Origin of the sequence: Rubritalea marina DSM 17716 (assembly GCF_000378105.1) — a bacterium.
Taxonomy (GTDB): Bacteria; Verrucomicrobiota; Verrucomicrobiia; order Verrucomicrobiales; family Akkermansiaceae; genus Rubritalea; species Rubritalea marina.
Window position 1 is genome coordinate 178,082 of sequence record NZ_KB899251.1, and the last position, 21,370, is coordinate 199,451.

Genomic DNA, 21,370 nt, shown 5'->3' on the forward strand with positions numbered 1-21,370 from the left:
TTTTGGATGAAATGATTCCAAGAAATTAATATCCAAAGGGAATAAAGTTGCGGCAATTAGCCTCTCAAGACTAGATTGCCCTTGCACGATCATTGCACTGCGACTATCGCCCCAATTGACCATGAACTCTCGAAAGTTATTGCTAGGAATTCCCACACTATTGGCCGGAATTCTATTGGTTTCTTGTCAGGATGAAAATCCACCGATCGAGATCACGGAAAGGCGTGACTTGACCAGTTACGACACCGAAGGGAATTTAAAGGTAGCGATGCCCTCAGAGTGGCGGCGCGTTCCAAGCACTCGCTTCCGCGACTACAACTGCCGATTCAATGAGGATGGCGAGGTGTACATTTCGATTGCTTCTGGTGGCATCAAAGAAAATGCCGAACGTTGGCTGAAGCAATTTGGGTCTTCTGATGCTGTCGTTGTGGAGGAATTAGCCGGGATTGAATCGATGGGCGCGACTGGTCGCCTCATTGAGGCACAAGGCACTTTCCAAGGGATGCGTGGGATCACCATCGAGGATGCCGCATTGCTTGGCATGATGGTGGAGAGTGCCGGCAATTTGATCACAGTGAAGATGGTAGCCAAAGCCGATGAGGTGGCGGCCCAAAGAGAAAACTTTATGGCATTCTGCCGCAGCATTGAGTGGAGAAAATAGATGGCTAAGAAGAATAAAAACGTCGCGACCCGCGTCATCGATGTCCTAGGAGGCTTCCATGTGGCAATCGTCAGCATGGTGCTCCTGCTCATCCTTACTTGGCTCTCCACGCTTGAGCAAACTGGGCCTGGAGGCCTGTACTGGACACTCAAGAAGTATTTTTCTTTCGACGCCTGGTATGTGGTGCCGACCTTGAATGGCAAAGACCTGCCGATCATCCTTCCGGGAGGTTACTGGGTATGTGTGGTGTTCACACTCAACCTTATTTTTGGCGGGGTCATTCGCATGCGCAAGGGGATCAAGCAATTGCCTATTTTCTTTTCCCATGTGAGCATGGCCATGCTCATGATCGGTGGTGCGATCACATACCACCAATCACGTGAGGCCTACATGGTGCTTCCCGTCGGAGCTTCAGGGGACTTCGCCTTTAGCTTGACTGAGCTATCCGTCGAGGTTGCTGAGATTGATGGTTACGACAAGAAGCGCCCTTATGTGATCGACTCCAAGCAATTGGAAGCCGTGCGTGGACAAGTGGGAGCAACCCAGGAATACTTATTTCCCGAGCTACCATTTGATATTCGGGTGAGTGATTACTACATCAATGCCAAGCTCTACCCGATGCAAGGATCCGCCCCCGAAGGAGCAGTGGCAGTGGATGGCTATTACGCCATGGCCGCTGAACCTACTGGGCATGAGGAACAAAACCTTTCAAGTTGTGTGGTGCGCGTCATTGAACGTGAATCAGGTAAGCAACACGAAGTCATGCTCTACGAGGGAGTCGGGCACGATGTGACCGTCACGATCGATGGGAAAGTCTATGGTTTTCGCATGCATGGTGAGGTCTGGAACACACCATTTCAGGTACGTCTCGATGATTCACGCGGGGAAAAGCACCCAGGCACAGGGATGGCCATGATTTATGAGAGTGATGTCACCGTCCTCGATTCTGATGGCAATGCTGAGCGCAGCTTCAAGATCGAGATGAATAAGCCGCTGCGCTACAAGGATCTCACTTTCTACCAGACGAGTTGGGAAGAGAAGGACGGGTTGGTTGAATCTGGCTTCACCGTGAAGACCAATCCCTCGGACCAATGGCCAAAGTACTCGATTTACGCCTGTGGTATCGCACTTTTTGTGCACTTCATTATTAAACTTTTTGGATTCGTTTCATCCAGCATAGCAAGGAACAAACATGACTAGTGGTAAAATCGGACGTTGGGTGGGCTTTGTATTCGCCCTGTTGGTGGCAGCATCGATGTTGCTCTACACCGCAAAGGATTCGATGATTCGTCGAGCTCCTGTTGAAATAGACGGTTACACACAGTGGGATCCAGACTTGGTTGAAGCATTTGGCTCGATGGCTGTGCAAGATGGTGGCCGAGTGAAGCCACTCTCGACTTGGGCTGGGTTTGAACTGCTTGCGCTCAATGGCAAGCGTAGTATCAAATTCAAGAGCGATGGGAAATCAGTCAAGATTGGACCTACTGAGTGGGTCTTGGACATGATGTTCCGCGACGAATTTGCCAATAAAATGGAGGTTTTCCAAGTGGAAGACGCCAATGTGCTCGATATGATCGGCATGAGTCACGAAGGTAAAAAGCGCCGTGACCGATACAGTTACCTTGAGATTGGCGAACACCTCCATGAAGTGGATCGCCTGCGCAATGAGCTGGCAGAAAAACGCCAGAAAGGCCAAGAGCTTGATCTGGTGGAAGACCAATTTCTGGGACTTTATTCAAATATTCAAAGCTACGTGAGCATGAGCTCACATTTCAATCCGGTGAAAAACCGCATGGCTGACGAAGGCAGTCCACTAGCCCCTGAGCTTCAATTGTTTTCAGGTTGGGTGGAGAAATGGCCCCAACTTAGCCAATTTCTTAGCTCAGCAGCTCAGCAAGAAGGAGCTGAAATGGATGGTCTGCGTCGTGTCACCAATATGATTGCGACCCGAATTGGCGAGTCGGTTTATTCAGACATCGCCATGATGCCCCCCTCTGACCCAGAGCAAAAGTCTTGGCCAAAACGTCAAGGTTGGCTCTCGCACTACATGCAGTTCAAGACTGGGCCAGACGCCGATCAAATCACCTATCTCAAAGAGATGGAGAAGTTAGCGCTTGGCTACACATATGATGGTGAAAAAGGCTTACTGAAAGAAGTGAACGCCTACAAAGGTCGAGTCGCAGAAAAGATGAAAGCACGTGGTGGCGAAGGGGATAAGATCAAGAGCGAGATCATGATGTACAAGCTCGATTACTTTTACCGCTCACTCACTCCCTTCGTGCTAGGTTTCCTTGTGGTGGCCTTTGGCTGGATTGCACCTGCGACCCGTTGGGGGCGTGTGTGTAACCGCATTGCCTGGGTGCTTTTGGTGTATGGCTTTATTCTGGTCACTCTAGGCATCGTTCATCGAAGTATCTTGATGGAGCGCCCACCGGTGGGCAACTTGTATGACACGATTCCGTTCATCACTGCGGTGGTGATCCTTGTACTCGGCTTCATGGAGTGGCTCACTAAGCGCCGCGTCTGTATCGGCCTAGCCTTCTTTTTTGCCACCTTGGGGATGTTCCTTGCGATGTGGTATGAAGAATCCAAAGGTGTCGACCCCATGAACCCATTGATCGCTGTATTGCGCTCGAATTTCTGGCTCGCGACACACGTGATCACAATCACCATTGGCTACGCAGGTGGGCTGCTCACCGCGGGGATTTCGCATGTCTATATTTTCTCCCGTTTGTTCAAGATTGGTGACGATGACAAGTCCTTCTCGCGCTTTCTAACGCGCGTGGTATACGGCGGTGTTTGTTTCACGCTCTTCTTTAGCTTGGTGGGTACTATCCTTGGTGGTGTTTGGGCGAACGACTCATGGGGGCGCTTCTGGGGCTGGGATCCAAAGGAAAATGGCGCGTTGATCATCGTGCTCTGGACATTGGTGATCCTACACGCCCGCATGGCCGGCTACATCCGCGACTGGGGGATTCACATTTGTTCTATTTTGCTAGCGATAATGGTTACCTTCTCATGGTGGCACGTAAATTTCTTGAGCATTGGTCTTCACAACTACGGTTTTACTGGTGGCTCAGGTCTCAAGGCTATCTGGAGCTTCTACACGCTCGAAGCGCTTGTGGTATTCGTTGGACTCTACATGGCATTGACTCAAGGGAAGTCGAAGAAAGCCGCCTTGCCTGAAAAGGCCTAAGTACACGAATTAGACAGGCTCTCCATCAGGTGCTGGTGTTACGACCCAGTGGCTCGATCCTGTCCACCCATCAATAGTCTGTGGTGTGAGCCAACGGTAAAAGGTAGGGTCGCATTCTGGCATCCTCAAAATTGCCGATCTCAAAATACTTGTTAGCAGGTGCTGTGTTACTACGTAATACCCTCATGCGTCTATTGTTATCTTGGATTTGGTGCTTTCTCATTTCAGCGAGCGGTCTATCAGCAGCAGAATACTACGTGTCTCCGGATGGGAGTGATAGTAATTCTGGAGACAAGGCGACTCCTTTGCGGACGATCCAAGCTGCGGTCGATCGCCTCAAACCTGGAGACACATGCATCATTCGTGAAGGGGTGTACCGTGAGGCTGTAAAGTTAGAAAACATGTGGGCTACTGCCGCCGCGCCTGTTGTGATCAAAGCCTATGCAGGTGAATCAGTGTCCATTGATGGTTCAGACCCAGTGAATGTTGATTGGGTTCAGCATGAGGGCCAAATTTACAAAGCGCAGATTGAGCGTGATACTTGGCAATTGTTTGTGGGCGACACGATGATGATGCCGGCGAGGTGGCCGAATGCGTCCATACAAGATGGCTCGGTATGGCAGCAGGATACGCACTGGGCACATGGCGATAAAGCCAGTGGCTTTGGTGAAATGGTGACCCGTACAGAAGCTGGAAGACCTGACCTTTCGGCTACTGGTATCGACTTTACTGGGGCTATGGCAGTCATGAATATAGGTAAGTGGCAGACTCACTCGCGGAGAGTCATGTCTCACCAAGCTGGAAGCAATGCATTCCGTTATAAAGCGGACAATCCAGTACTCGATGACCCAACGTTCTGGGATGATGGCTATTGGGAGCAAACTCAGCGTTATTACCTCGAGTGCCACCTCGATTGTTTGGATAGCGAGGGTGAGTGGTTTTACGACCCTAAGACGTCCATGCTCTACCTCTGGGCTCCTGGTGGAGGCAGGCCGCAGAAGGTGCGAGCGCAGCACCGGACTTATGGGATACAAGCGCATGGGCTGAATCATGTGGTGGTGCAGGGGCTCGACTTCTTTGCTTGTACGATCGATTTCCAGAACGCGCGAAACTCGACCATCATGGATTGCGACTTCCTCTATTTTGAGCACAGCAAAAGAATGCTCGGTGAGGAGGATGCGGGGCAGCACAATGACTTCACCTGTGCCACAAGGTTGCACGGTCCAATCTCTGGCTCATACAATGCAGTCATCAATTGCACATTCAGCTATTGTGACGGCGGGGCCTTGTGGGTGGAAGGCAACTATGACCGAATCGAGAATGTCCTAGCGCATGACCTCGATTGGTCGGGAGTGGGATACCATACCTGGCACCTTCAGGGGGCTGAGAATGCTCTTGTACGACGCGTTAGCATCCACCGTGCAGGTGCCTCTGAAGTGCTGAGCGCTGGGCGAGCAAACACGGTGGAGCTATGTGATATTGGACCTGATGTTGGAATGTTACAGCAAGATGGAGCCGCGATCCAGTTCCGTCCGCACCTTCACCTTGGCTCTATTGTGCGGTATTGTTGGACTCACGACCATACGAAGTTTGGGATTCGAGCTGACATTGCGGGACACATGATCGAGAAGGGTGCCGACCCAGCTGAGTCTGAGGGGCTGGGATGCCTAGTTCATCACAATGTCGTCTGGGGGATTGACCAACGTGAGTCCACCAAACCGGCAATTCACATTGAAGGCGACCACCATATGATCTACCACAATTTATCTTTTGATAATCAGGTGCGAGATATTTGTTTGCCTGCTCATGGGGGCTGGGCAAACAAGCACACGGTCACGCGCAACAACGTGACGGATGTGAATGGTATCGGTACCCAACGGCTCCCAGCAGAGGATCACATCCCGGGGATTGCAGACCACAATTGGGGTGGTGGTGTAGCGGCTCAATTGCGCCAGCCACAACAACGGGATTTCCGCCCTAAGCATGGTGCTGAGATCGCTGAGAAAGCTTACGTGGTGATGGGGGTAACGGAAGACTGGTGGCTGAGGAAGCGTGACTTGGGGCCCTACCAATACGACGCCCTTGATTACTGGATTCCAGGATTTCAAACGGCTAACGCTAGCAGGCCAATCCCATCTGACGGCGCCGGCCAAGTGCAAGCGAATAGCGACCTCATTTGGCTTCATGCATGGCAATCAGAGCGTGCTCATGTTTATTTTGGTGAGTCCCACGACGCGGTGTCCCAAGCCGACGCTCAGTCACCTCTCTTGCTCGGGAATGTGCAGCATAATGTGCTAGCGCCCCAGCGTTCGCTTCAGCCAGGTAAGACGTATTTCTGGAGAGTGGATGCAGTGGATGTCGCTGGAGTCGCCAGCAAAGGTGCGGTGTGGCGTTTTACCGTGGCGCCATAGAGCTTGGCTTGACCTAGCAGATTTGATTTGCACAAAGCTCCAAGGATGATGTATAAAACCAGCATGAAGAAACTACTTATTCTCGTTGCTGCAGCCGCTGGTGTTCTTGCGTTTAGTTCATGCCAAACCATGGAAGGTGTGGGCAAAGACATCTCCGCAGGTGGTCAGGCTCTCTCAGGCGCTGCATCTCGTTAATTCTAAAATATTTTGAATACGAAAAAGCCGCTCAGGGTTAACTGAGCGGCTTTGTTATTTGGGAGGGAATCGTTGCTTAAATCATGTCTCGATCGACGGTTGAAGAGGGCATCGTGGTTCGTCCGTTGCCAATCCTGCGGCCCGGATAAATCACCGTGTTGACGCCAGTTTTTACTCCGTCGCCAATGATCGCTCCGAACTTTTCGAGGCCAGTATCTAGGAGTTCCTTGTCTACTAAAAGTTGGTGGTTCTTGCCATCGTGTCGGCTATTGGCGATGAGCGTACCAGCCCCAAGTTTCACGTGGGAACCGATGACAGAATCTCCAACATAACTGAGATGGGCAATTTCGGTGTTCGGGCCAATCATCGAATTTTTAACTTCAACGGCATTGCCAATGATGCAGCTGTTTCCAATCGAGGTGTCACCACGAATGTAGGCATTGGGCCCAATCTTGCAGTTCGAGCCGATGGTGACATTGCCTTCGATCACCACGCCCGGTAAAATGCGTGAGCCTTCGCCAAGGTGAAGGATGCCATCGACTTCTGCCAATGGACTCACCTCACCTTGGATATAGGGTTCGTCAATGGTGGCAACTACCTGAGAGTTGAGTTGTAAAATTTCCCATGGATAGCGCATGCGGAAGCAATTTGCCTCAGTCACCATCTTGTTGCTGCATTGATCCGGCGAATCACAGCCTTTCCAGGCCACTAAGTCTCCTTCAGAGTCGTACAAACACGTGCCTGGATCTTCTCTGGATAGCATGCACAACGCGCCGACATCGATCCAGTGGTCGAGAGGGAGGTGGACTGTTGAGGGGCGGCAGTCGGCAAGGTCGATGACACTGAAACCAGCGCGACGTAGCTCGGTTGCGACCAGTTCTTTGAGGGAAATATTACCGATGTCGATGTCGGTCATATGGTGCCCTGAGGTGATCGGGGCGCAGAGTTCTTCGTGGAGTGGGTTTTGGATGACGATTTCCATTGTTAGATGAGTAGTTGGAACCTTAGTTATAACAGAATCTAAAATTTCTGTCTAGATGCATTGGGTCACACCACCGTGCGATATGACTGGATGTGTGAAAAAATCCTAGGTTTCTAGGGGGATGTGGAAGCTTGAAATTTCTTCGATGAGATAGCTTTTGCTAGTGGGACGATGGGATGCTATTCAGAGAAACCATTTGCGGGATCATTCGATCGGACAGATAGTGAATTATGAAATTCAACAGTGCAAAGTTTCTGGAACTCATGCCGCAATTGCGTGGTTTGTTCCACTATGCACAAGAATTGGAATCATCGAATGACACTGCGTCTGAATTGATTGAACACGGTTCGGGATCAGGCACCTTGGTGCTGGCTGAGTACCAAACAGCCGGTCGCGGTCGGGGCGGAAATGCTTGGCTGTGTCCTTCGCAGCAGGGCCTGTTGTTTTCTTTGGTGCTCGAACCCACGATAGATCGTGCGCTATGGAGTCGTTTTTCTATCGTCGCCGCCTTGGCCGTAGTTCGAGCGATGCGCCGCTATGGCATTTCTGCTGAGCTGAAGTGGCCGAACGATATCTGGGTGGGGGGACGCAAGCTCTCTGGAATTTTAGTAGAAGGTTGCGGAGAGTTTGTGATCATTGGTATAGGAGTCAATGTCTCCGTGACTGATTTCCCCGAAGGCGTCGTCGCCACTTCGGTAGAAAACGAGTTTGAGGGTCAAGTTTCTAGGGAGGAACTTCTCGCAGCAATAGTGCGTGAGATCATCGCACTCGGAAGCCTTTGCGATAGTCACTTCAAGATGATTGTGGATGAGGCTAATGCGCATTCAGCGCTGCAAGGTAAAGATGTGCAATTACAGCAGGGAGAGGATTGGCACCGTGGCGTCATGGCTGGAATCAATCAAGATGGTCACCTCCTTTTGCACCATGCCTCGGGTGAGCTCTCCACCATCGCTCAGGCAAACACAGTACGCATACTCTAAAGCGAATACATGCTGTCATGGGTGTTTGAACCACCAAACACTAGGCTGCTCTGTGACACAAAAAAGCCCACCTAGCAAAATGCTGTGATGGGCGATAAGAAAAGGAAGAATGGTGGCCCATCTCGGATTCGAACCAAGGACACACGGATTTTCAATCCGTTGCTCTACCAACTGAGCTAATGGGCCTTTCAGACGATGTCTGCCGCGTTGCGGTGCGCACTGTGTAAGGGGGCGCGAAGACTTTGACAACATAAAAATGGTACAAAAGTGCGATTTTTTTCAAGTGGATGAGTGAGTCCCTCGGGGTACAGTCTCGTGCTTCCCTGACCATGAATCGGTTGTCTCAAATTCGATGGTTCCTGTGCTTGCCGAGTGGAATGGAAGTCAACGCGTGGGGCGTGACGGTGGAGGAGGTAGACCGCAGAGAATCATTTACCTCAATGTGATCTCAGGCCATTGGTTTGGCATGTTGGGATCGAGCCGATCGGTGTTGGCTTAGGTGTTACCGAATCTTGCTAGTCTTTGAGCAGATTGGACTTTTTCATGCTGACACCAAGTAATTCAAGGATGCGATAGAGCTCTTCGTTTCCTTTAAATTCAATTTCGATGCTACCTTTTTTACCGGAGTGGTTGAGGTTGACAGCCGTGGAGAAGTCTTTGGTGAGTTGCTTTTGAATGCGGGCGATGACTTTTTGGTCAGCAGCCGAGGGAGCATTCTTGCTGGGTTTTGAAGCTTTGTCACTCGCTCCCTGGTTTTCGAATTCCTGAGCGAGTTTTTCCGCGGCACGTACAGTGAGTTTTTTGCGGATGATAGTCTCTGCTGCGCTGTCTTGAGCCTCTGGGTCTTTGATCGCTAGGATGGCCTTACCGTGTCCGACCGTGAGTAGGCCTTGGGACAGAAAGTTTTGAGCCTTTTCGCTGAGGTCGAGTAGGCGCATCGCGTTGGCGATGCTGGCGCGGGATTTACCTACTTGCTTGGCGATGTTTTCCTGCTTGAGCTTAAATTCCTTCGAGAGGCGGACATAGCCTGCGGCTTCTTCAATGGGGTTGAGGTCTTCGCGCTGGAGGTTCTCGATGAGTGCCATTTCCAGCACGTCTTTGTCGAGTGCTTCGCGGATGATGACGGGGACTTCCGTGAGGCCAAGCCGGAGGGAGGCGCGGAGGCGGCGCTCGCCGGCGATGAGCTCTAGCTTATCACCCACCTGGCGGGTGATGAGTGGCTGGATGATTCCGTGTTGGCGGATCGACTCCATCAAGTCGTCAAGCATCCCTTCGGTGAATTGCTTACGTGGCTGAAGGGGCGAGCTCACGACTTGATCGACAGATACTAAGCGAACAGAACTATCGAAAGATCCAGGCTGTCCATCCTGGCCGCTATTCGCCTGCGATTTTGTCGAAATCGAGGAAGCTTCCTGCTTTTGGATCAATGCGCCAAGTCCTTTACCTAATGCCTTCTTCGCCATAGATCGTTAGGTTAGTGCCGTTATTGGCTGGAAAGCAATGCCGATTTGATAAATTTTGGATGAATCGAATTGCGGGGATATTTTGTGGTCTTGTGCTTCTGAAGCTTGACGCCACTGCGTCAGCAGTTGATCAATAGCTTGTGTTCGATATGGCGATTTTAAGATTAATGATTGGGGTGTGTTTGTCATGCATGGCGACGCTGCAGGCGCAGGAGCTTGTTGGTGGGGAGATTTCTCTGCCTGAAGCCACGAAAGAAGCTGCAATGGAAGCTACCCAGGCGCTCGGTAATGAGGTGCTTAAATCGAACTTCAGCTATGCTGTCGACAAGATGTATCCACGTTGGCTGCAGCGTCAGGCGAAGCGCATGGGCAGCGAGCAGAGGCTTAGGGCCGCGCTCCAGCAAGTGGGCTCTCAGATGGAGGAGGCGGGGATCACCATTGATTCCTTTGTGGCCAAGCCAGTCTACAAAGTATTCCACGTCCACCCAAAGAAAAAGCAGGGCGTGCGCCAGATCCGTAGTGGCGATGATGTGGACTACGAAATCCTTGCCATCGTGCCTACTGAAATGAAAATGAGTTTTTACTCACAAGATCAACCTAAGCGTAGTTTCTTGCGTCAGAGCTTTCAAATTGCAATTTCTGGAGATGGAGGACTCAGCTGGACCTTCATCGATGGGGCCACTCTCAAAAAGCAAGACCTCCGTAGTGTCTTTCCTCTCTTGCCACAGCAATTGGTGCTGCCAGAGAAGGTGGATACAGCACTCTAACTTGTTGATACAAACGTAATTTGAGATGTCAGTCGACGAAGATAAAAAGGCACGTGACAAGAGGCTCAAGAAATTAGCCAAAGCCACTCGCCTGATGAAGGAGCTCCACGAACGAGGTAAGAGCGAACTGTGTGAAGTGCGCCATTCGGTGATTCATGGGCGAGGTGTCTACGCTAGCCAAGATATTAGCAAGGAAACTCAGATCATCGAATACATCGGTGAGTATGTGAATAAGAAGGAAAGCGAGAAGCGAGCGTGGGATCAAGCTGCTACGGCTGAAGCGACCGGCGACGCAGCAGTGTACATTTTCACCCTTGATGAGAAGTGGGATATTGATGGCAATGTGCCGTGGAATGACGCTAGACTCATCAACCATTCTTGTGACCCTAATTGTGAAGCCTGGATTGAGGAGGATGAGATTTATATCTACTCTCTGCGTGCCATCAAGCAAGGTGAGGAACTCACCTTTGACTACGGGTTTGATATCGAGTGCTACGAGGATCATCCATGCCTCTGTGGCTCCGACAATTGTGTGGGCTACATCGTGAGCCGTGAGCAGTGGCCAGAGCTACAGAAGAAGCTGGCTGAGAAGGCTGCAGAAAATGCATCTGCTAGCGCCTGATCGTTTCGTTAGAATCTGTGCTGTTGGAAACTTGCTAGATTTGCTATCCATAATGTCATGAGCGATTCCCAATCTGTGGATGGCATCCGGGCCAAATTGCGTGAAATCATTTTTGAAGCTGAGACCCCAGCGGGTAAGGCATTCGATCTGGTGCTGCTGTGGTTTGTATTGCTCAGTGTGGGGGTGGCCATGCTCGAGACCGTGGAGGCGATTGACGCCAAGTTTCACCACCAGCTGGAAGGGATCGAGTGGTTCTTTACCATAGCATTCACCATTGAGTATGTGCTTCGCTTGTGGCTGAGCAAACGACCATGGAAGTATGCCACTAGCTTTTATGGCATTGTGGATATGATGTCCTGTATTCCCGCCTATTTGGTGTTCTTCATCGCCGGTGGTGAGTCTGCATTTGCTGTGGTGCGCGTGCTACGTCTCATGCGCATGTTTCGGATATTAAAAATGGTCCATTATGTTCACGGAGCCGAGGTGATCTGGCATGGACTCGCGCGGTCGAAAGAAAAAATTGCGGTGTTCTTTTTCGCCATTTTATTGATCGCAACCATTGCGGGGACCCTCATGTTTTATGTCGAGAGTGGCGTGGAGGGAAGTCGCTTCACTAGCATCCCCATGAGTATCTATTATGCCATTGTATCGATCTCTACTGTCGGTTATGGCGACATGGTGGCTCAGACGGATCTTGGGCGCTTTATCACCACGATATTGATCCTGACTGGCTATGCGGTGATTGCGGTGCCTACTGGGATTGTCACCAGCGAGTTGATCAAAGGTCAGGAGACGGATAAAACCACTGACGCCTGCCCAAGCTGCGGCGTGCACGGACACCTTGCTGATGCCACCTACTGCCGTCGCTGTGGAGCCAAGCTTTGATCATTTGGTGAAGCCGATCCACATCGGCTTTTCGACCGTAATTTGCTGACCACTTGGCTTGAGTAGTCCAGTCTTTGGGTCACGGTGGAAGGCGATGACAGCGTCCGCGTTCTTCGCCGCTACGAGGAGTAGTTTGCCATCGGGACTAAGCTCAATGTGACGCGGGATTGACGCGCCCACGGCAATGTTTTTTTGCAGTGTGGGGGCTCCATTGGCGTCGAGGCTGAGCACGGAGATGCTGTCTCGCTGCAGACCCTTAAGGTCGCGGTTTGCCGCATAGAGAAACTGATCATCACTACTTATTTTAATCTCGGAGCTAGTGATGCCCTCGCTGCCTTCAGGGAGAAGCATGGTGGTGCCGACTATGCTTAACGCGCCGCTTTCGGTGTTGCGCTTGAACTGCGACACGGAGTTGGTCAGTTCGTTAAGGACAAAGGCTTGGCTTCCATCGCTAGAAAAGGCGACGTGGCGTGGCCCGGAGCCTGCTGGAGTTTTGGCTGTACTGACGTGCTTAAGCTTTGCCGTAGTAGCATCCACCGCATAGACTTCAATGGTATCTGTGCCGAGGTCAGCGACGTAAAGGAAGCGGCTGTCTGGGCTGAAATAGACTGAGTGCGGGTGCGGCGCTTCTTGGCGTTGAGGGTGGATGCTTTTTCCTTCGTGTTGCTTGAAGCTAGCGATATTACTGAGTTTGCCGTCTGGCTTGATGGAGTAGCTGACTACTGAACCCGTCCAGTAGTTCGATGCTGCAAGCACCTTGCCGTCTGCGGATAAATTGATATGGCAGGTGGCTCGTCCCTTGCTTGTCTGGTTTTGGACTTGGCTCAGGCTGCCGTCTGCTTTGCGCTGGAATACAGTCACGCCTTCGAGTGGCTTGCCGTCTGCGGCTTCACCGATCACACCTGCGCTGTAGAGAAATTGCTGATCCTCAGAGATGACGAGGAAGCATGGGTGGGAGGCTTCTGCTGCGATGCTTAGCTTTGAGAAGGTTCCTGTCTCGCTGTCCACGAGTACGCGATTGATACCATTGCGGGTGTCGTTGCCGAGGTAGACTTCGTAGCTTTCAGCCAGCAATGAGGCACTGCAGCCAAGACATACCATGGAGGTGAAGAGTAGCTTTTTCATAGGGTTGAATCGGTTGGCTTCTCCAGGGAGAGAGAAGAAAGGGTCATGGGTCTGCGCTTTAGCGTGGGATTGATAGGCGCTGGCCCACGTGAATGGTCGTGTTGCGAAGCTTGTTGGCACGCTGAATCGCACTGACGCTCACGCCATACTTACGTGATAGCCCATAGAGTGTGTCGCCGCGCTTCACGGTGTGGCTGCGAGCGCTCGAGCTAGGCTTAGGTGCCGGCTTAGGCTTGGGTTTGCTGGCAGTGGGTTTGCTCGCCTTAGGGGGTGGAGTGTGGGCCACTGGAGCTGGCGGCGTGTAGCCGGAGCCGCTATTGCGTGATGGTGAAGATGGTTTCCCATCTGAGTTGACATAGCGCCTGCGCGGAGGCTTGTCTGCCCAGGCATCAACGTAGTTGCCATTGCTATCAAAGGGACCAAAGTTTGGTTGGTAGCCACTGGTTTGGGCCACAGTGATGGTGCCGCCAGGGCTGTGGGAACTACAGCTAGAAAAGATGAAGAGACTACTCAAGGCTAGTGCAGCCGTGATACCGGTACGGAGGGATTGGGTGTTGAGTCGCGGTCGGTTCATCATTTCCTAGTTTAGGTACGTTAGATGGGGAGGGGCTCTTACTGCAAGTTAGGAATTATCTCTTATCGACCTATTGCTTGGTGAGTCCATCTTTACGCGCTTGCTTCCAGTATGCGTATTCTGAGCGATTGAAGTCGATGTACTCCGGTGACATGTCACTGGTATAGACCGTGTATTCAGCCTCACCGAGGTGGAGGTCGATAGTGATTTGGAATTTATCTTTAGCCACGCGTTTGCGCAGCTCGTCCATCGGGGTGCTGGCTTCCATGCCGCCGATACAGGCAGCCTTCGAGCCAATGTGGATGTCGATGAGCTCCTCACGAATCATCGCACGGGAGTACCCAACTGCGTGGATGATGCGCCCCCAATTGGGGTCATTGCCATTCCAAGAGCTTTTGACTAGTGCGGAGTTGGCGACTGCTTCCGCCACTTTTTTAGCGTCGTTGTATGTCTTGGCTCCTTGGACCTTGACGGTGACAAACTTGGTGACGCGTTCGCCGTCGCGCACGAGTGCCTTTGCCATTTCAAGCATGATGAACTCGAGCGACTCACGGAATAAGCGGTATTCCTTGGAATTGTGTTTGATCCTAGGCATGCCACTCTGGCCATTGGCGAGAACCACGACGGAATCGTTGGTACTCATATCGCCATCGATGGTGATGCGATTGAATGAATTTTCAACTGCATCGTGCACGGCCTTGTCGAGGCTGGTCTTGCCAATGTTGGCGTCCGTGGTGATGAAGCAGAGCATGGTGGCCATGCTCGGGCAGATCATTCCTGCGCCCTTAGCGCAAGCACCTATTTTGACCTTATAATCATTGATGCGCATCGAGATTGCGATCTCCTTTTGGGTGGTGTCGCTGGTCATGATCGCCTGCGCTACATCTGAGCCTTTCTTACGATCGAGTCCCTCAACGAGCGGCTCGAGTTGTGGCGTGATACGTACCATCGGCATCGGTAGACCAATGACCCCAGTAGAGCATACCGCCACCTGCGCTTGGCGGAGACCAAGCTGCTTGGCTACCGTCCTCGCGGTGAGTCGTGCGTCTTGAATCCCTTCCACACCAGTGCAGGCATTGGCGTTGCCGCTGTTGACGAGGATGGCCTGGATGTCGCGGTCTCTCAAGTGCGCCTGGCTCACGCGGACCGGAGCCGCCTTGATTCGATTGGTAGTGAATGTCCCCGCTGCCACACAGGGGTTTTCACTATAGATCAAGGCGAGGTCGAGGCGCTCTGCATCCGGGTTCTTGATGCCGGCACTGACGGCGTTGGCGATAAAGCCTTTTGGCGCGCATACGCCGCCGGATGTTCTTCTAAATGGTGAGGCCATTGTTAGGGATTCGTGTGTAGTGATAGGTAAATTGTGCTCCGGGAGATGCTGGAATCCCCAATGTACGAAAAAAGCCAGTGCTTTGGCTAGAGGTTTTGTAGCCCGCTGGTGGTTTCGAGCTCACACATGAGGTTGAAGCTCTGTACTGCTTGGCTCGCTGCGCCTTTACCTAGGTTGTCTTCAGCGCTGAAGAGCAGTACTCTGCCAGTGCGCTCATCAAGAGCCCAGCCGATGTCGATAAAGTTCGTACGAGTGACGTTTTTAGTATCAGCCATCTTATTGGGACCTAATAATCTGACAAAATCGCAATCTGAATACGCAGACTCTAGCGCCTCAGTGATTTCCTCGATGCTCGCTGAACTTAGCGCGCTGCTCGTGGTGCAAATGCCATTGTGTGCTGGGACCAGATGCGGTGTGAAGGACATGCGTACCTGAGCACCCGCCGCAAGGCTGAGTTCTTGTTCGATTTCGGAAAGGTGTCTGTGCTTGGGCGCCCCGTAGGCCCTCACGCTCTCGTTGGCTTCGCAGTACGAGAATAGCTGGTTGCTAGTCTTGCCGGCCCCACTGACGCCACTCATCGAGCAGGTGACAATCGATTGGGCTTCGATCAGTCCCTTCGCTAACAAAGGAACGAGTGGCAAGATGATGCTCGTAGGGTAGCAACCTGGGGATGCCACTAAATCAGCCGTCGTGATTGCTTGGCTGCGACCAGGTAGTTCAGGCATGCCATAGACCGCCTCACTGAGGAGTTCGGGAGCTGGGTGGGTGTCACCGTAAAATTCTTCGTACACCGCTGGATCGTTAAGACGGAAGTCCGCTGAAAGGTCGATCACTTTGATACCAAGTGCTAGGAGCGCTTTCGCATATTCGGCTGCCACTCCATGAGGTAAGGCGAGGAAGGCAAGACTCGCACCGCTCTCTTTCACGCCTTGGGCGTCTGGCTCAATGAACGGCAGGTCGGAACCCTCCACCTGGGCAAAACGAGGGAATACCTCACTGAGAGGCTGGCCGGCGTACTGACGCGAAGTCACACAGCTGAGTTCTGCATGAGGGTGCATGAGCAGTAAACGCAAGAGTTCCATCCCAGTGTACCCACTTGCCCCAATGACTGCTACTTTGATCCTTTGCATACACCGAAAATGCAGGAATTTCCCCAATTGCCAATACTGAATTCATATTTTGCGTAAGCCATTTTGAAAGGGCTGTTAGGGTGCAAGTTCTGCAAATTATTGTTGTTTTTTCTACTTACAAATTCTCGAAAAATTGTTTTGTTGGATTCATGGAACCCATGGTGCTTAAAATCCTATCAAAGACCTACCGCAGCTCCGAGAGTGCGGTGTTCGAAATTGCGGCGCTCAAGGCGCAGTTAGAACTGCCTAAGGGTGTGACACATGTCATTTCCGATGTGCACGGTGAAGCGCGCAAACTACGTCACGTGATCAATAACGCCTCAGGTAGATTACGCCCCAAGGTGGCCGAGCTCTTTGATGGCGATACCAATTCACCAGGCTTCAAGGAATTTCTCCACCTGCTCTATTACCCGACTGAATTGCTGCAGATGAAGGAGGAGGAATTCAGAGACAATTCCGAAGGCCGCTACCAGTGGGTGCTGCAGACATTGCAACGACAATTCGATATCATCCGCTGGGAAATCCACAGCAAGCGCCGCAAGGACATCAAGTACTACACGCCTAAGCAATTTCGTGAGCTCTTCGAAATCTTGCTCAATTACCCGGCCGGTGGGCACCACGAAGCCTTCCTTTTCGCCACCATACGCGAGCTAGTGAACCGCAAAATGGAATACGAAGCCTTGCGAGCAGCATCGCGCTTCATCCGAAATTTGAGCGTCGAAGAACTCGTTGTTGCTGGAGATCTAGGCGATCGCGGCTCGCGTATCGACTGGGTTATTGATTACCTCATGCACCAGCCCAATGTCAGCATCGTCTGGGGGAATCACGATGTGAGCTGGATGGGAGCCTGCTTGGGGCACCCAGCCCTGATTGCCATCGTCCTGCGTGTCTCACTTCGTTACCGCAGGATGTTCCAGCTCGAAGAGGGCTATGGTATCCTGACCAAGCCACTCGAAATGCTAGCCGAGAGCGTCTACGCTGATGACCCAGCTGATTGTTTCTTGCCAAAGCGCGGCGGCGAGCGAGACGAGCGCGTCATCGCACGCATGCAAAAGGCAATCGCCATCATCCAGTTTAAGTTAGAGGGGCAGTTGGTAGAACGACACCGAGAGTGGGAAATGGACGACCGCAACATCTTGCATAACCTCGACCTCGAAGCCGGCACCGTTACCATTAAAGGAAAACAGTACCCACTCCGAGATAGCCACCTACCCACCGTAGACCCATCAGACCCTAACAAGCTCAGCCCCGAAGAGGAGCACTGCTTGCAACGCTTAATCGAGTCCTTCGTCAGTTCCGCTCGCCTATGGGAGCACATGAAGTGGGTCACTGAGCGAGGCAGCATGGCCGAAGTGCGCGACAAGGCTGTCATCTTCCACGCCTGCCTCGCACTCGATGAAGATGGTGCCTACCAAAGCCTCAATATCGATGGCAAAGACCTCCGTGGACCTGAGCAATTCGGAGCCCTCAATCGCGTCATCAAGCGCGCCTTCAAGAAAGGCACTGCCGCCGATCAAAGCGATGTAGACTGGCTCTACTATCTATGGGCCGGGCCTAAATCACCACTCTTCGGAAAGGATAAGATGGCCACTTTCGAGTCCTACTTTATCGAAGACAAAGAAGCCAAAAAAGAACACCGCAATCCGTGGTTCGAATTTCTACATGACCATAGCTTCTGCGAGCGAGTCTGTCGCGATATGGGAGTCCAGGACGGGGGACTCATCGTCAATGGTCACGTGCCAGTGAAGGTGGAAAAAGGCGAAGACCCAGTGAAGCGGGGGGGCAATGCTGTCACCATTGATGGCGCATTTTCGGAGGCATACGGAGATCGAGGCTTTACCTTGATTCTCTCACCCCAAGGAGAATACCTCGCCGAGCATCACGGCTTCAAGGATCCAGTCTCAGTCGTACGTACCGGTGAAGATATCATTCCCACCATGCGTAAAATCCGCACCTATGACTCACTGCGCTTGGTCAAAGATACCGACCGTGGCTCACAAATTCGTCAGCAAATTCATGCGCTCGAATCCCTTGTGGAGGCTTATCAAAACGGTGAGATCAATGAGGAGGAATAAAACCTCCAACACCAACTCTAACAGTCGACAAGTATGAGAGATATTGCCAAAGCCATTGCCGTCGCTGCCATTTGGTTGTCCGCCGCAATCATTATAGCTTTCGGCCTATGTGATATGAACGATACAGGAGCATCTTGGGTCTTCTACACCCTGACTATTGTCATTTTATCCTTCGCCTACAGCATCTCGCTGATGATTTGGAATTCCAAGTGAGCCCTCCTCGTAATAACTCAAAAGTAACTCAGATAGACTAAGTTAATGTTAGGTGAGGGAGTGCCTAGAACAGTGAACGAGACGTAGGGGCTAGATAATCAAGAAATCGAAAGTTTTATAGCTTGATCAAAGACGTGGCACTCCCCTTTAATTCTCGATTTTTCTGATTTTAGTCTGTCTAGAATAGTTTTAAATAAAGATGGTTCGATTCAGGCGAGAGATCAATATCAAAAATGTAAATGGTAAAGGTGTGCCCATGGATTCTCGTAAGCAAAAACCAGGTGATTGGCATGAGGTAATTACTAAACCATCAGCATCAGCGAGAGTTCCAAGAGGTACAGGAGCTTCAGGAAAACCTAAATAACAAAACATGAAAGCACATGTAATACATTTTGTACTATTTAATTTCTTGATAACATTAGTCTCTGCTGCTGAGGAATACTACGAAGTCAGAAGAGAAATACGGGCTGTTATAGAATCATATATAGACCAAGTTCGGAATCATGACGGGAAACAACCTTTAGATCCTTCTAAAAGTGTTTTGAAGGACTATATAGGCAAAGATTTACTTAGAGAGTTGAATGAGTTGCAATCTCTTAACCATGAATTGATTAGGTTGTCTTCTATTGCAAATGAGAGGGATATATATCTAATAGGTGTTCAGAGCCTGTCTATCGGATATTTTCCGAAAGACCTTATTTTTTGGACATCTTCAATTTTCGAAAACCACTTCAAAATCCGTGATGTAGTGGTCTCAGAAACTGACATAGAGATTTCTGTCATAGTTAGGAATGATGGTGATTCAGAGCAAAGGGTCTGGGTTGAAAGCATGGATGAGGTTGTGATATCTTTCGTGAAAAAAAAAGAACACGTGGCTAATTCATAATGTGTTATATCGTGAGGATGCACTCAATAAAAACTTTAAAGTTAGATCTTTGAAGGGAATGATTTACCAATGTTTATACGGTCCCATGGGGGAATTGCCATTGGCATGGAAGAGGCAACTAAAACTTAAGTAGAAAAAATATATAATACAGAATAATGTAATATTGAAATACTGGCCATCGATTTTTCTGGTTTTAGTCTGTCTAGAATAGTTCAAAGAAACAGGGGAAGTATTTAAGAAAATATGACACAAAACATCCTGACGAAAACTACAATAAATGGAAAAGTGAAAAGAGGTTTAAAAAGAACCCTAAACGCGATGACTCTATTTGGGCTGATTCAGGGGAAAGTAGAAATAGATAAAGGTTGTGAGTGATAAGTGTAAATTTCCCGATGCGGATCTATTATTAAATATGGATTCAGATCGATCAAAAGTTGGTTATGACTCAGCTGATTTAACAGTTTTTGATCATTGGTTAACTAGAGATGAGTTTGCTAGTATTTTCCCTTTAGATGAGTTGAAATCAATAGAGTATTCTTCGATGATGTATGATTTCTATAAATCTTTGAGAGGGGAGAAATATGAACATGTTGAGGATTATGTCTTGTTATCACATGAAGATTATCTAGCTAAAATAAAGCGAAACTCTCCAGAAGAACGTATTATGGATTTTTATTTGGAAGATTATGGTATTCTTGTTTCTGGTGGTTTTGAATATTCGGACTCATTAGTGTTTCCTGTAGGACATGATTTAAACGAATTTAATGAGCGGGCTTTATCTTTTGGATTACATATTTTGTGTTAATAATAACACAGATAGACTAATTTTAGAGAAGGTCTGAGCCTAACATGGTAGTTTCTTTGATGATCAACTTCACATGAACTTATGGGGCGCTGGATGCGAACATTTGGGTATGTTCGGTCCGGAATGCCCTAGAATACCCGTTTTGTGGCAAGGTGGTGCCAGTGCTTTGCCTGTTGCGAAGCGTGTTAGGTGGTGGGACTGTGCCGGCTGGCCTAAAACTCGAATGGCCCCGCCTCTTGCTACTCTAGCTGCCTCGATCGGAGCGTATTGAGCGGCTCGTTGTTGATGTTGAAGTTGGTGCTGTGAGGCTTGTGTTTTCTGGGCTTCTTGCTTCCCTTGGCGGTAGGCCAGTAGTGGTTCTCTTGGAGTTGCTCGATCACTTCCTCGACAAAGCTCTGACTGCCGATGACCGCGGCTTTGCTAAAGAACCTGACACGCTGGGCTAGGCTCTCACGCACCGTCAATTCGCCGCCATGACTGAGGACTTGGGCGATCTCTGCATCGCTGAAGCCACCGCGCTTTTGCTTGCCTTCTGGTCCGCTAGGCGAGCTGTCTTGGTAGAGGTCGCGTCCTTCTTCGTAGAGGAACATGCGGAAGCGATTGGCGATGCTGCGCCAGGCGTACTTGTCATGCACTTGGCTTGTCTCCAGCACGCGCTGCACTTCTGATTCGGTTTCACAGTACTCAAGGAGTCGAGCAATGCCGAGTCGCGCCTGCTCGTTTCCAGCCACCGCCTCAGCGTAACTGCACCAATGGTAGTCCTCGGGGCGTTTGACCATTTTCGCTCTAATGGGATTGAGCTCGATGTAGCCCGCCATGGTGATGGCACAGTTGCTACCTTCCACGAGTGTGCTATCGAAGCGCTCCTCCCAGAGTGTGCCTTTTCGGGCGTTGCGACCATTGTACCAACGGCTGAAGCGTTGCTTCAGAGGCTTCATAAATTTGCTCAAATCCCACATCCTAGAGAGGAAGCGCTCGCGCAGCTCCTGGTGGGCGATGCGGCCTTTTTCTGTGGCTTGATCCGAGCTCAGCATCTGCAGAGTATTCTCGATGACATCGGCTTGTTGCTT

At 50.6% G+C, this 21,370-nt stretch carries 20 protein-coding genes and 1 tRNA gene; 13 read left to right on the forward strand and 8 right to left on the reverse strand.

Features of this window, described 5'->3' with window-relative positions; all coding sequences use genetic code 11:
• Window positions 1-121: 121 nt before the first annotated feature.
• The 5 genes from F454_RS0105610 to F454_RS16075 all read left to right on the forward strand — a co-directional run bounded on the left by F454_RS0105610 (window position 122) and on the right by F454_RS16075 (window position 6,463).
• Window positions 122-661 carry a hypothetical protein gene (locus F454_RS0105610; RefSeq protein WP_018969654.1) on the forward strand — a complete coding sequence of 180 codons (540 nt, stop codon included), beginning with the start codon at window positions 122-124 and terminating at the stop codon, window positions 659-661.
• Window positions 662-1,861, forward strand: coding sequence for a cytochrome c biogenesis ResB family protein (locus F454_RS0105615; RefSeq protein ID WP_018969655.1), 1,200 nt, complete (start codon window positions 662-664; stop codon window positions 1,859-1,861).
• Window positions 1,854-3,857, forward strand: a complete 2,004-nt coding sequence (locus tag F454_RS15625) for a cytochrome c biogenesis protein (RefSeq protein WP_018969656.1) — start codon at window positions 1,854-1,856, stop codon at window positions 3,855-3,857. The genes F454_RS0105615 and F454_RS15625 overlap by 8 nt, the downstream gene beginning before the upstream one ends.
• Window positions 3,858-4,042: 185 nt before the next feature.
• Window positions 4,043-6,268, forward strand: coding sequence for a right-handed parallel beta-helix repeat-containing protein (locus F454_RS0105625; RefSeq protein WP_018969657.1), 2,226 nt, complete (start codon window positions 4,043-4,045; stop codon window positions 6,266-6,268).
• A gap of 63 nt (window positions 6,269-6,331) precedes the next feature.
• Window positions 6,332-6,463 carry an entericidin A/B family lipoprotein gene (locus tag F454_RS16075; RefSeq protein WP_156817152.1) on the forward strand — a complete coding sequence of 44 codons (132 nt, stop codon included), beginning with the start codon at window positions 6,332-6,334 and terminating at the stop codon, window positions 6,461-6,463.
• A gap of 76 nt (window positions 6,464-6,539) precedes the next feature.
• Here the strand turns inward: F454_RS16075 and F454_RS15630 are convergent, their stop codons facing one another.
• Entirely contained in the window at window positions 6,540-7,445 is a 906-nt protein-coding gene (locus F454_RS15630) for a hypothetical protein (RefSeq protein WP_018969659.1), read from the reverse strand.
• 230 nt (window positions 7,446-7,675) lie between these two features.
• Between F454_RS15630 and F454_RS15635 the strand changes: the two genes are divergently transcribed.
• The gene (locus F454_RS15635; protein WP_018969660.1) at window positions 7,676-8,425 is read left to right on the forward strand and encodes a biotin--[acetyl-CoA-carboxylase] ligase; all 750 of its coding nucleotides are present in this window, start codon (window positions 7,676-7,678) and stop codon (window positions 8,423-8,425) included.
• A 110-nt stretch (window positions 8,426-8,535) separates the two neighbouring features.
• On the opposite strand, the gene F454_RS0105645 is transcribed toward F454_RS15635, so the two are convergent.
• Together F454_RS0105645 and F454_RS0105650 are read right to left on the reverse strand one after the other, a co-directional pair.
• Window positions 8,536-8,611, reverse strand: a tRNA-Phe gene (locus F454_RS0105645).
• A gap of 329 nt (window positions 8,612-8,940) precedes the next feature.
• Window positions 8,941-9,888, reverse strand: coding sequence for a ParB/RepB/Spo0J family partition protein (locus F454_RS0105650; RefSeq protein ID WP_018969661.1), 948 nt, complete (start codon window positions 9,886-9,888; stop codon window positions 8,941-8,943).
• A gap of 149 nt (window positions 9,889-10,037) precedes the next feature.
• Here F454_RS0105650 and F454_RS0105655 point away from each other — a divergent pair, with 149 nt between their 5' ends.
• Genes F454_RS0105655 through F454_RS0105665 form a run of 3 tightly spaced genes read left to right on the forward strand, consistent with a single transcriptional unit; the run spans window position 10,038 to window position 12,162 of the window.
• On the forward strand, window positions 10,038-10,655 hold the full coding sequence (locus F454_RS0105655; protein WP_169334329.1) for a hypothetical protein: 618 nt from the start codon (window positions 10,038-10,040) through the stop codon (window positions 10,653-10,655).
• Between the two features lie 25 nt (window positions 10,656-10,680).
• Entirely contained in the window at window positions 10,681-11,277 is a 597-nt protein-coding gene (locus tag F454_RS0105660) for an SET domain-containing protein (protein WP_018969663.1), read from the forward strand.
• A 57-nt stretch (window positions 11,278-11,334) separates the two neighbouring features.
• On the forward strand, window positions 11,335-12,162 hold the full coding sequence (locus F454_RS0105665; protein WP_018969664.1) for an ion transporter: 828 nt from the start codon (window positions 11,335-11,337) through the stop codon (window positions 12,160-12,162).
• On the opposite strand, the gene F454_RS14330 is transcribed toward F454_RS0105665, so the two are convergent.
• From F454_RS14330 to argC, 4 genes are all read right to left on the reverse strand, one after another.
• The gene (locus F454_RS14330) at window positions 12,163-13,287 is read right to left on the reverse strand and encodes a lactonase family protein (RefSeq protein ID WP_018969665.1); all 1,125 of its coding nucleotides are present in this window, start codon (window positions 13,285-13,287) and stop codon (window positions 12,163-12,165) included.
• Window positions 13,288-13,345: 58 nt separating this feature from the next.
• A complete protein-coding gene (locus F454_RS0105675) occupies window positions 13,346-13,864 on the reverse strand; it encodes a LysM peptidoglycan-binding domain-containing protein (RefSeq protein ID WP_018969666.1) in 519 nt (172 codons plus the stop codon).
• 67 nt (window positions 13,865-13,931) lie between these two features.
• Window positions 13,932-15,191, reverse strand: a complete 1,260-nt coding sequence (gene argJ, locus F454_RS0105680) for a bifunctional glutamate N-acetyltransferase/amino-acid acetyltransferase ArgJ (RefSeq protein WP_018969667.1) — start codon at window positions 15,189-15,191, stop codon at window positions 13,932-13,934.
• An 86-nt stretch (window positions 15,192-15,277) separates the two neighbouring features.
• Entirely contained in the window at window positions 15,278-16,321 is a 1,044-nt protein-coding gene (gene argC / locus F454_RS0105685) for an N-acetyl-gamma-glutamyl-phosphate reductase (RefSeq protein ID WP_018969668.1), read from the reverse strand.
• Between the two features lie 158 nt (window positions 16,322-16,479).
• Here argC and F454_RS0105690 point away from each other — a divergent pair, with 158 nt between their 5' ends.
• The 4 genes from F454_RS0105690 (at window position 16,480) to F454_RS0105710 (ending at window position 20,300) form a co-directional block, all read left to right on the forward strand.
• Complete coding sequence (locus F454_RS0105690; RefSeq protein WP_169334330.1) at window positions 16,480-18,396, forward strand: fructose-bisphosphatase class III; 1,917 nt, start codon at window positions 16,480-16,482, stop codon at window positions 18,394-18,396.
• 33 nt (window positions 18,397-18,429) lie between these two features.
• Window positions 18,430-18,609 (forward strand): hypothetical protein, encoded by a 180-nt coding sequence (locus tag F454_RS0105695; RefSeq protein ID WP_018969670.1) that lies wholly within the window; start codon window positions 18,430-18,432, stop codon window positions 18,607-18,609.
• 370 nt (window positions 18,610-18,979) lie between these two features.
• Complete coding sequence (locus F454_RS0105700) at window positions 18,980-19,495, forward strand: hypothetical protein (RefSeq protein ID WP_018969671.1); 516 nt, start codon at window positions 18,980-18,982, stop codon at window positions 19,493-19,495.
• Window positions 19,496-19,907: 412 nt separating this feature from the next.
• Window positions 19,908-20,300, forward strand: a complete 393-nt coding sequence (locus F454_RS0105710) for a hypothetical protein (RefSeq protein WP_156817153.1) — start codon at window positions 19,908-19,910, stop codon at window positions 20,298-20,300.
• A 239-nt stretch (window positions 20,301-20,539) separates the two neighbouring features.
• Here F454_RS0105710 and F454_RS16510 read toward each other — a convergent pair.
• A partial coding sequence (locus F454_RS16510) for a hypothetical protein (RefSeq protein WP_018969674.1) occupies window positions 20,540-21,370 on the reverse strand: 831 nt, incomplete at its 5' end.

What these genes read in the sequence shown, in the direction of transcription:
- F454_RS0105700 (WP_018969671.1), top strand. Translation starts at nt 18,980, where the DNA reads ATGAAAGCACATGTAATACATTTTGTACTATTTAATTTCTTGATAACA.
- F454_RS0105695 (WP_018969670.1), top strand. Translation starts at nt 18,430, where the DNA reads ATGAGAGATATTGCCAAAGCCATTGCCGTCGCTGCCATTTGGTTGTCC.
- argC (WP_018969668.1), bottom strand. Translation starts at nt 16,321, where the DNA reads ATGCAAAGGATCAAAGTAGCAGTCATTGGGGCAAGTGGGTACACTGGG.
- F454_RS0105675 (WP_018969666.1), bottom strand. Translation starts at nt 13,864, where the DNA reads ATGATGAACCGACCGCGACTCAACACCCAATCCCTCCGTACCGGTATC.
- argJ (WP_018969667.1), bottom strand. Translation starts at nt 15,191, where the DNA reads ATGGCCTCACCATTTAGAAGAACATCCGGCGGCGTATGCGCGCCAAAA.
- F454_RS0105650 (WP_018969661.1), bottom strand. Translation starts at nt 9,888, where the DNA reads ATGGCGAAGAAGGCATTAGGTAAAGGACTTGGCGCATTGATCCAAAAG.
- F454_RS0105660 (WP_018969663.1), top strand. Translation starts at nt 10,681, where the DNA reads ATGTCAGTCGACGAAGATAAAAAGGCACGTGACAAGAGGCTCAAGAAA.
- F454_RS0105615 (WP_018969655.1), top strand. Translation starts at nt 662, where the DNA reads ATGGCTAAGAAGAATAAAAACGTCGCGACCCGCGTCATCGATGTCCTA.
- F454_RS15625 (WP_018969656.1), top strand. Translation starts at nt 1,854, where the DNA reads ATGACTAGTGGTAAAATCGGACGTTGGGTGGGCTTTGTATTCGCCCTG.
- F454_RS0105655 (WP_169334329.1), top strand. Translation starts at nt 10,038, where the DNA reads ATGGCGATTTTAAGATTAATGATTGGGGTGTGTTTGTCATGCATGGCG.
- F454_RS0105665 (WP_018969664.1), top strand. Translation starts at nt 11,335, where the DNA reads ATGAGCGATTCCCAATCTGTGGATGGCATCCGGGCCAAATTGCGTGAA.
- F454_RS0105710 (WP_156817153.1), top strand. Translation starts at nt 19,908, where the DNA reads ATGGATTCAGATCGATCAAAAGTTGGTTATGACTCAGCTGATTTAACA.
- F454_RS0105690 (WP_169334330.1), top strand. Translation starts at nt 16,480, where the DNA reads ATGGTGCTTAAAATCCTATCAAAGACCTACCGCAGCTCCGAGAGTGCG.
- F454_RS15635 (WP_018969660.1), top strand. Translation starts at nt 7,676, where the DNA reads ATGAAATTCAACAGTGCAAAGTTTCTGGAACTCATGCCGCAATTGCGT.
- F454_RS15630 (WP_018969659.1), bottom strand. Translation starts at nt 7,445, where the DNA reads ATGGAAATCGTCATCCAAAACCCACTCCACGAAGAACTCTGCGCCCCG.
- F454_RS16075 (WP_156817152.1), top strand. Translation starts at nt 6,332, where the DNA reads ATGAAGAAACTACTTATTCTCGTTGCTGCAGCCGCTGGTGTTCTTGCG.
- F454_RS14330 (WP_018969665.1), bottom strand. Translation starts at nt 13,287, where the DNA reads ATGAAAAAGCTACTCTTCACCTCCATGGTATGTCTTGGCTGCAGTGCC.
- F454_RS0105610 (WP_018969654.1), top strand. Translation starts at nt 122, where the DNA reads ATGAACTCTCGAAAGTTATTGCTAGGAATTCCCACACTATTGGCCGGA.
- F454_RS0105625 (WP_018969657.1), top strand. Translation starts at nt 4,043, where the DNA reads ATGCGTCTATTGTTATCTTGGATTTGGTGCTTTCTCATTTCAGCGAGC.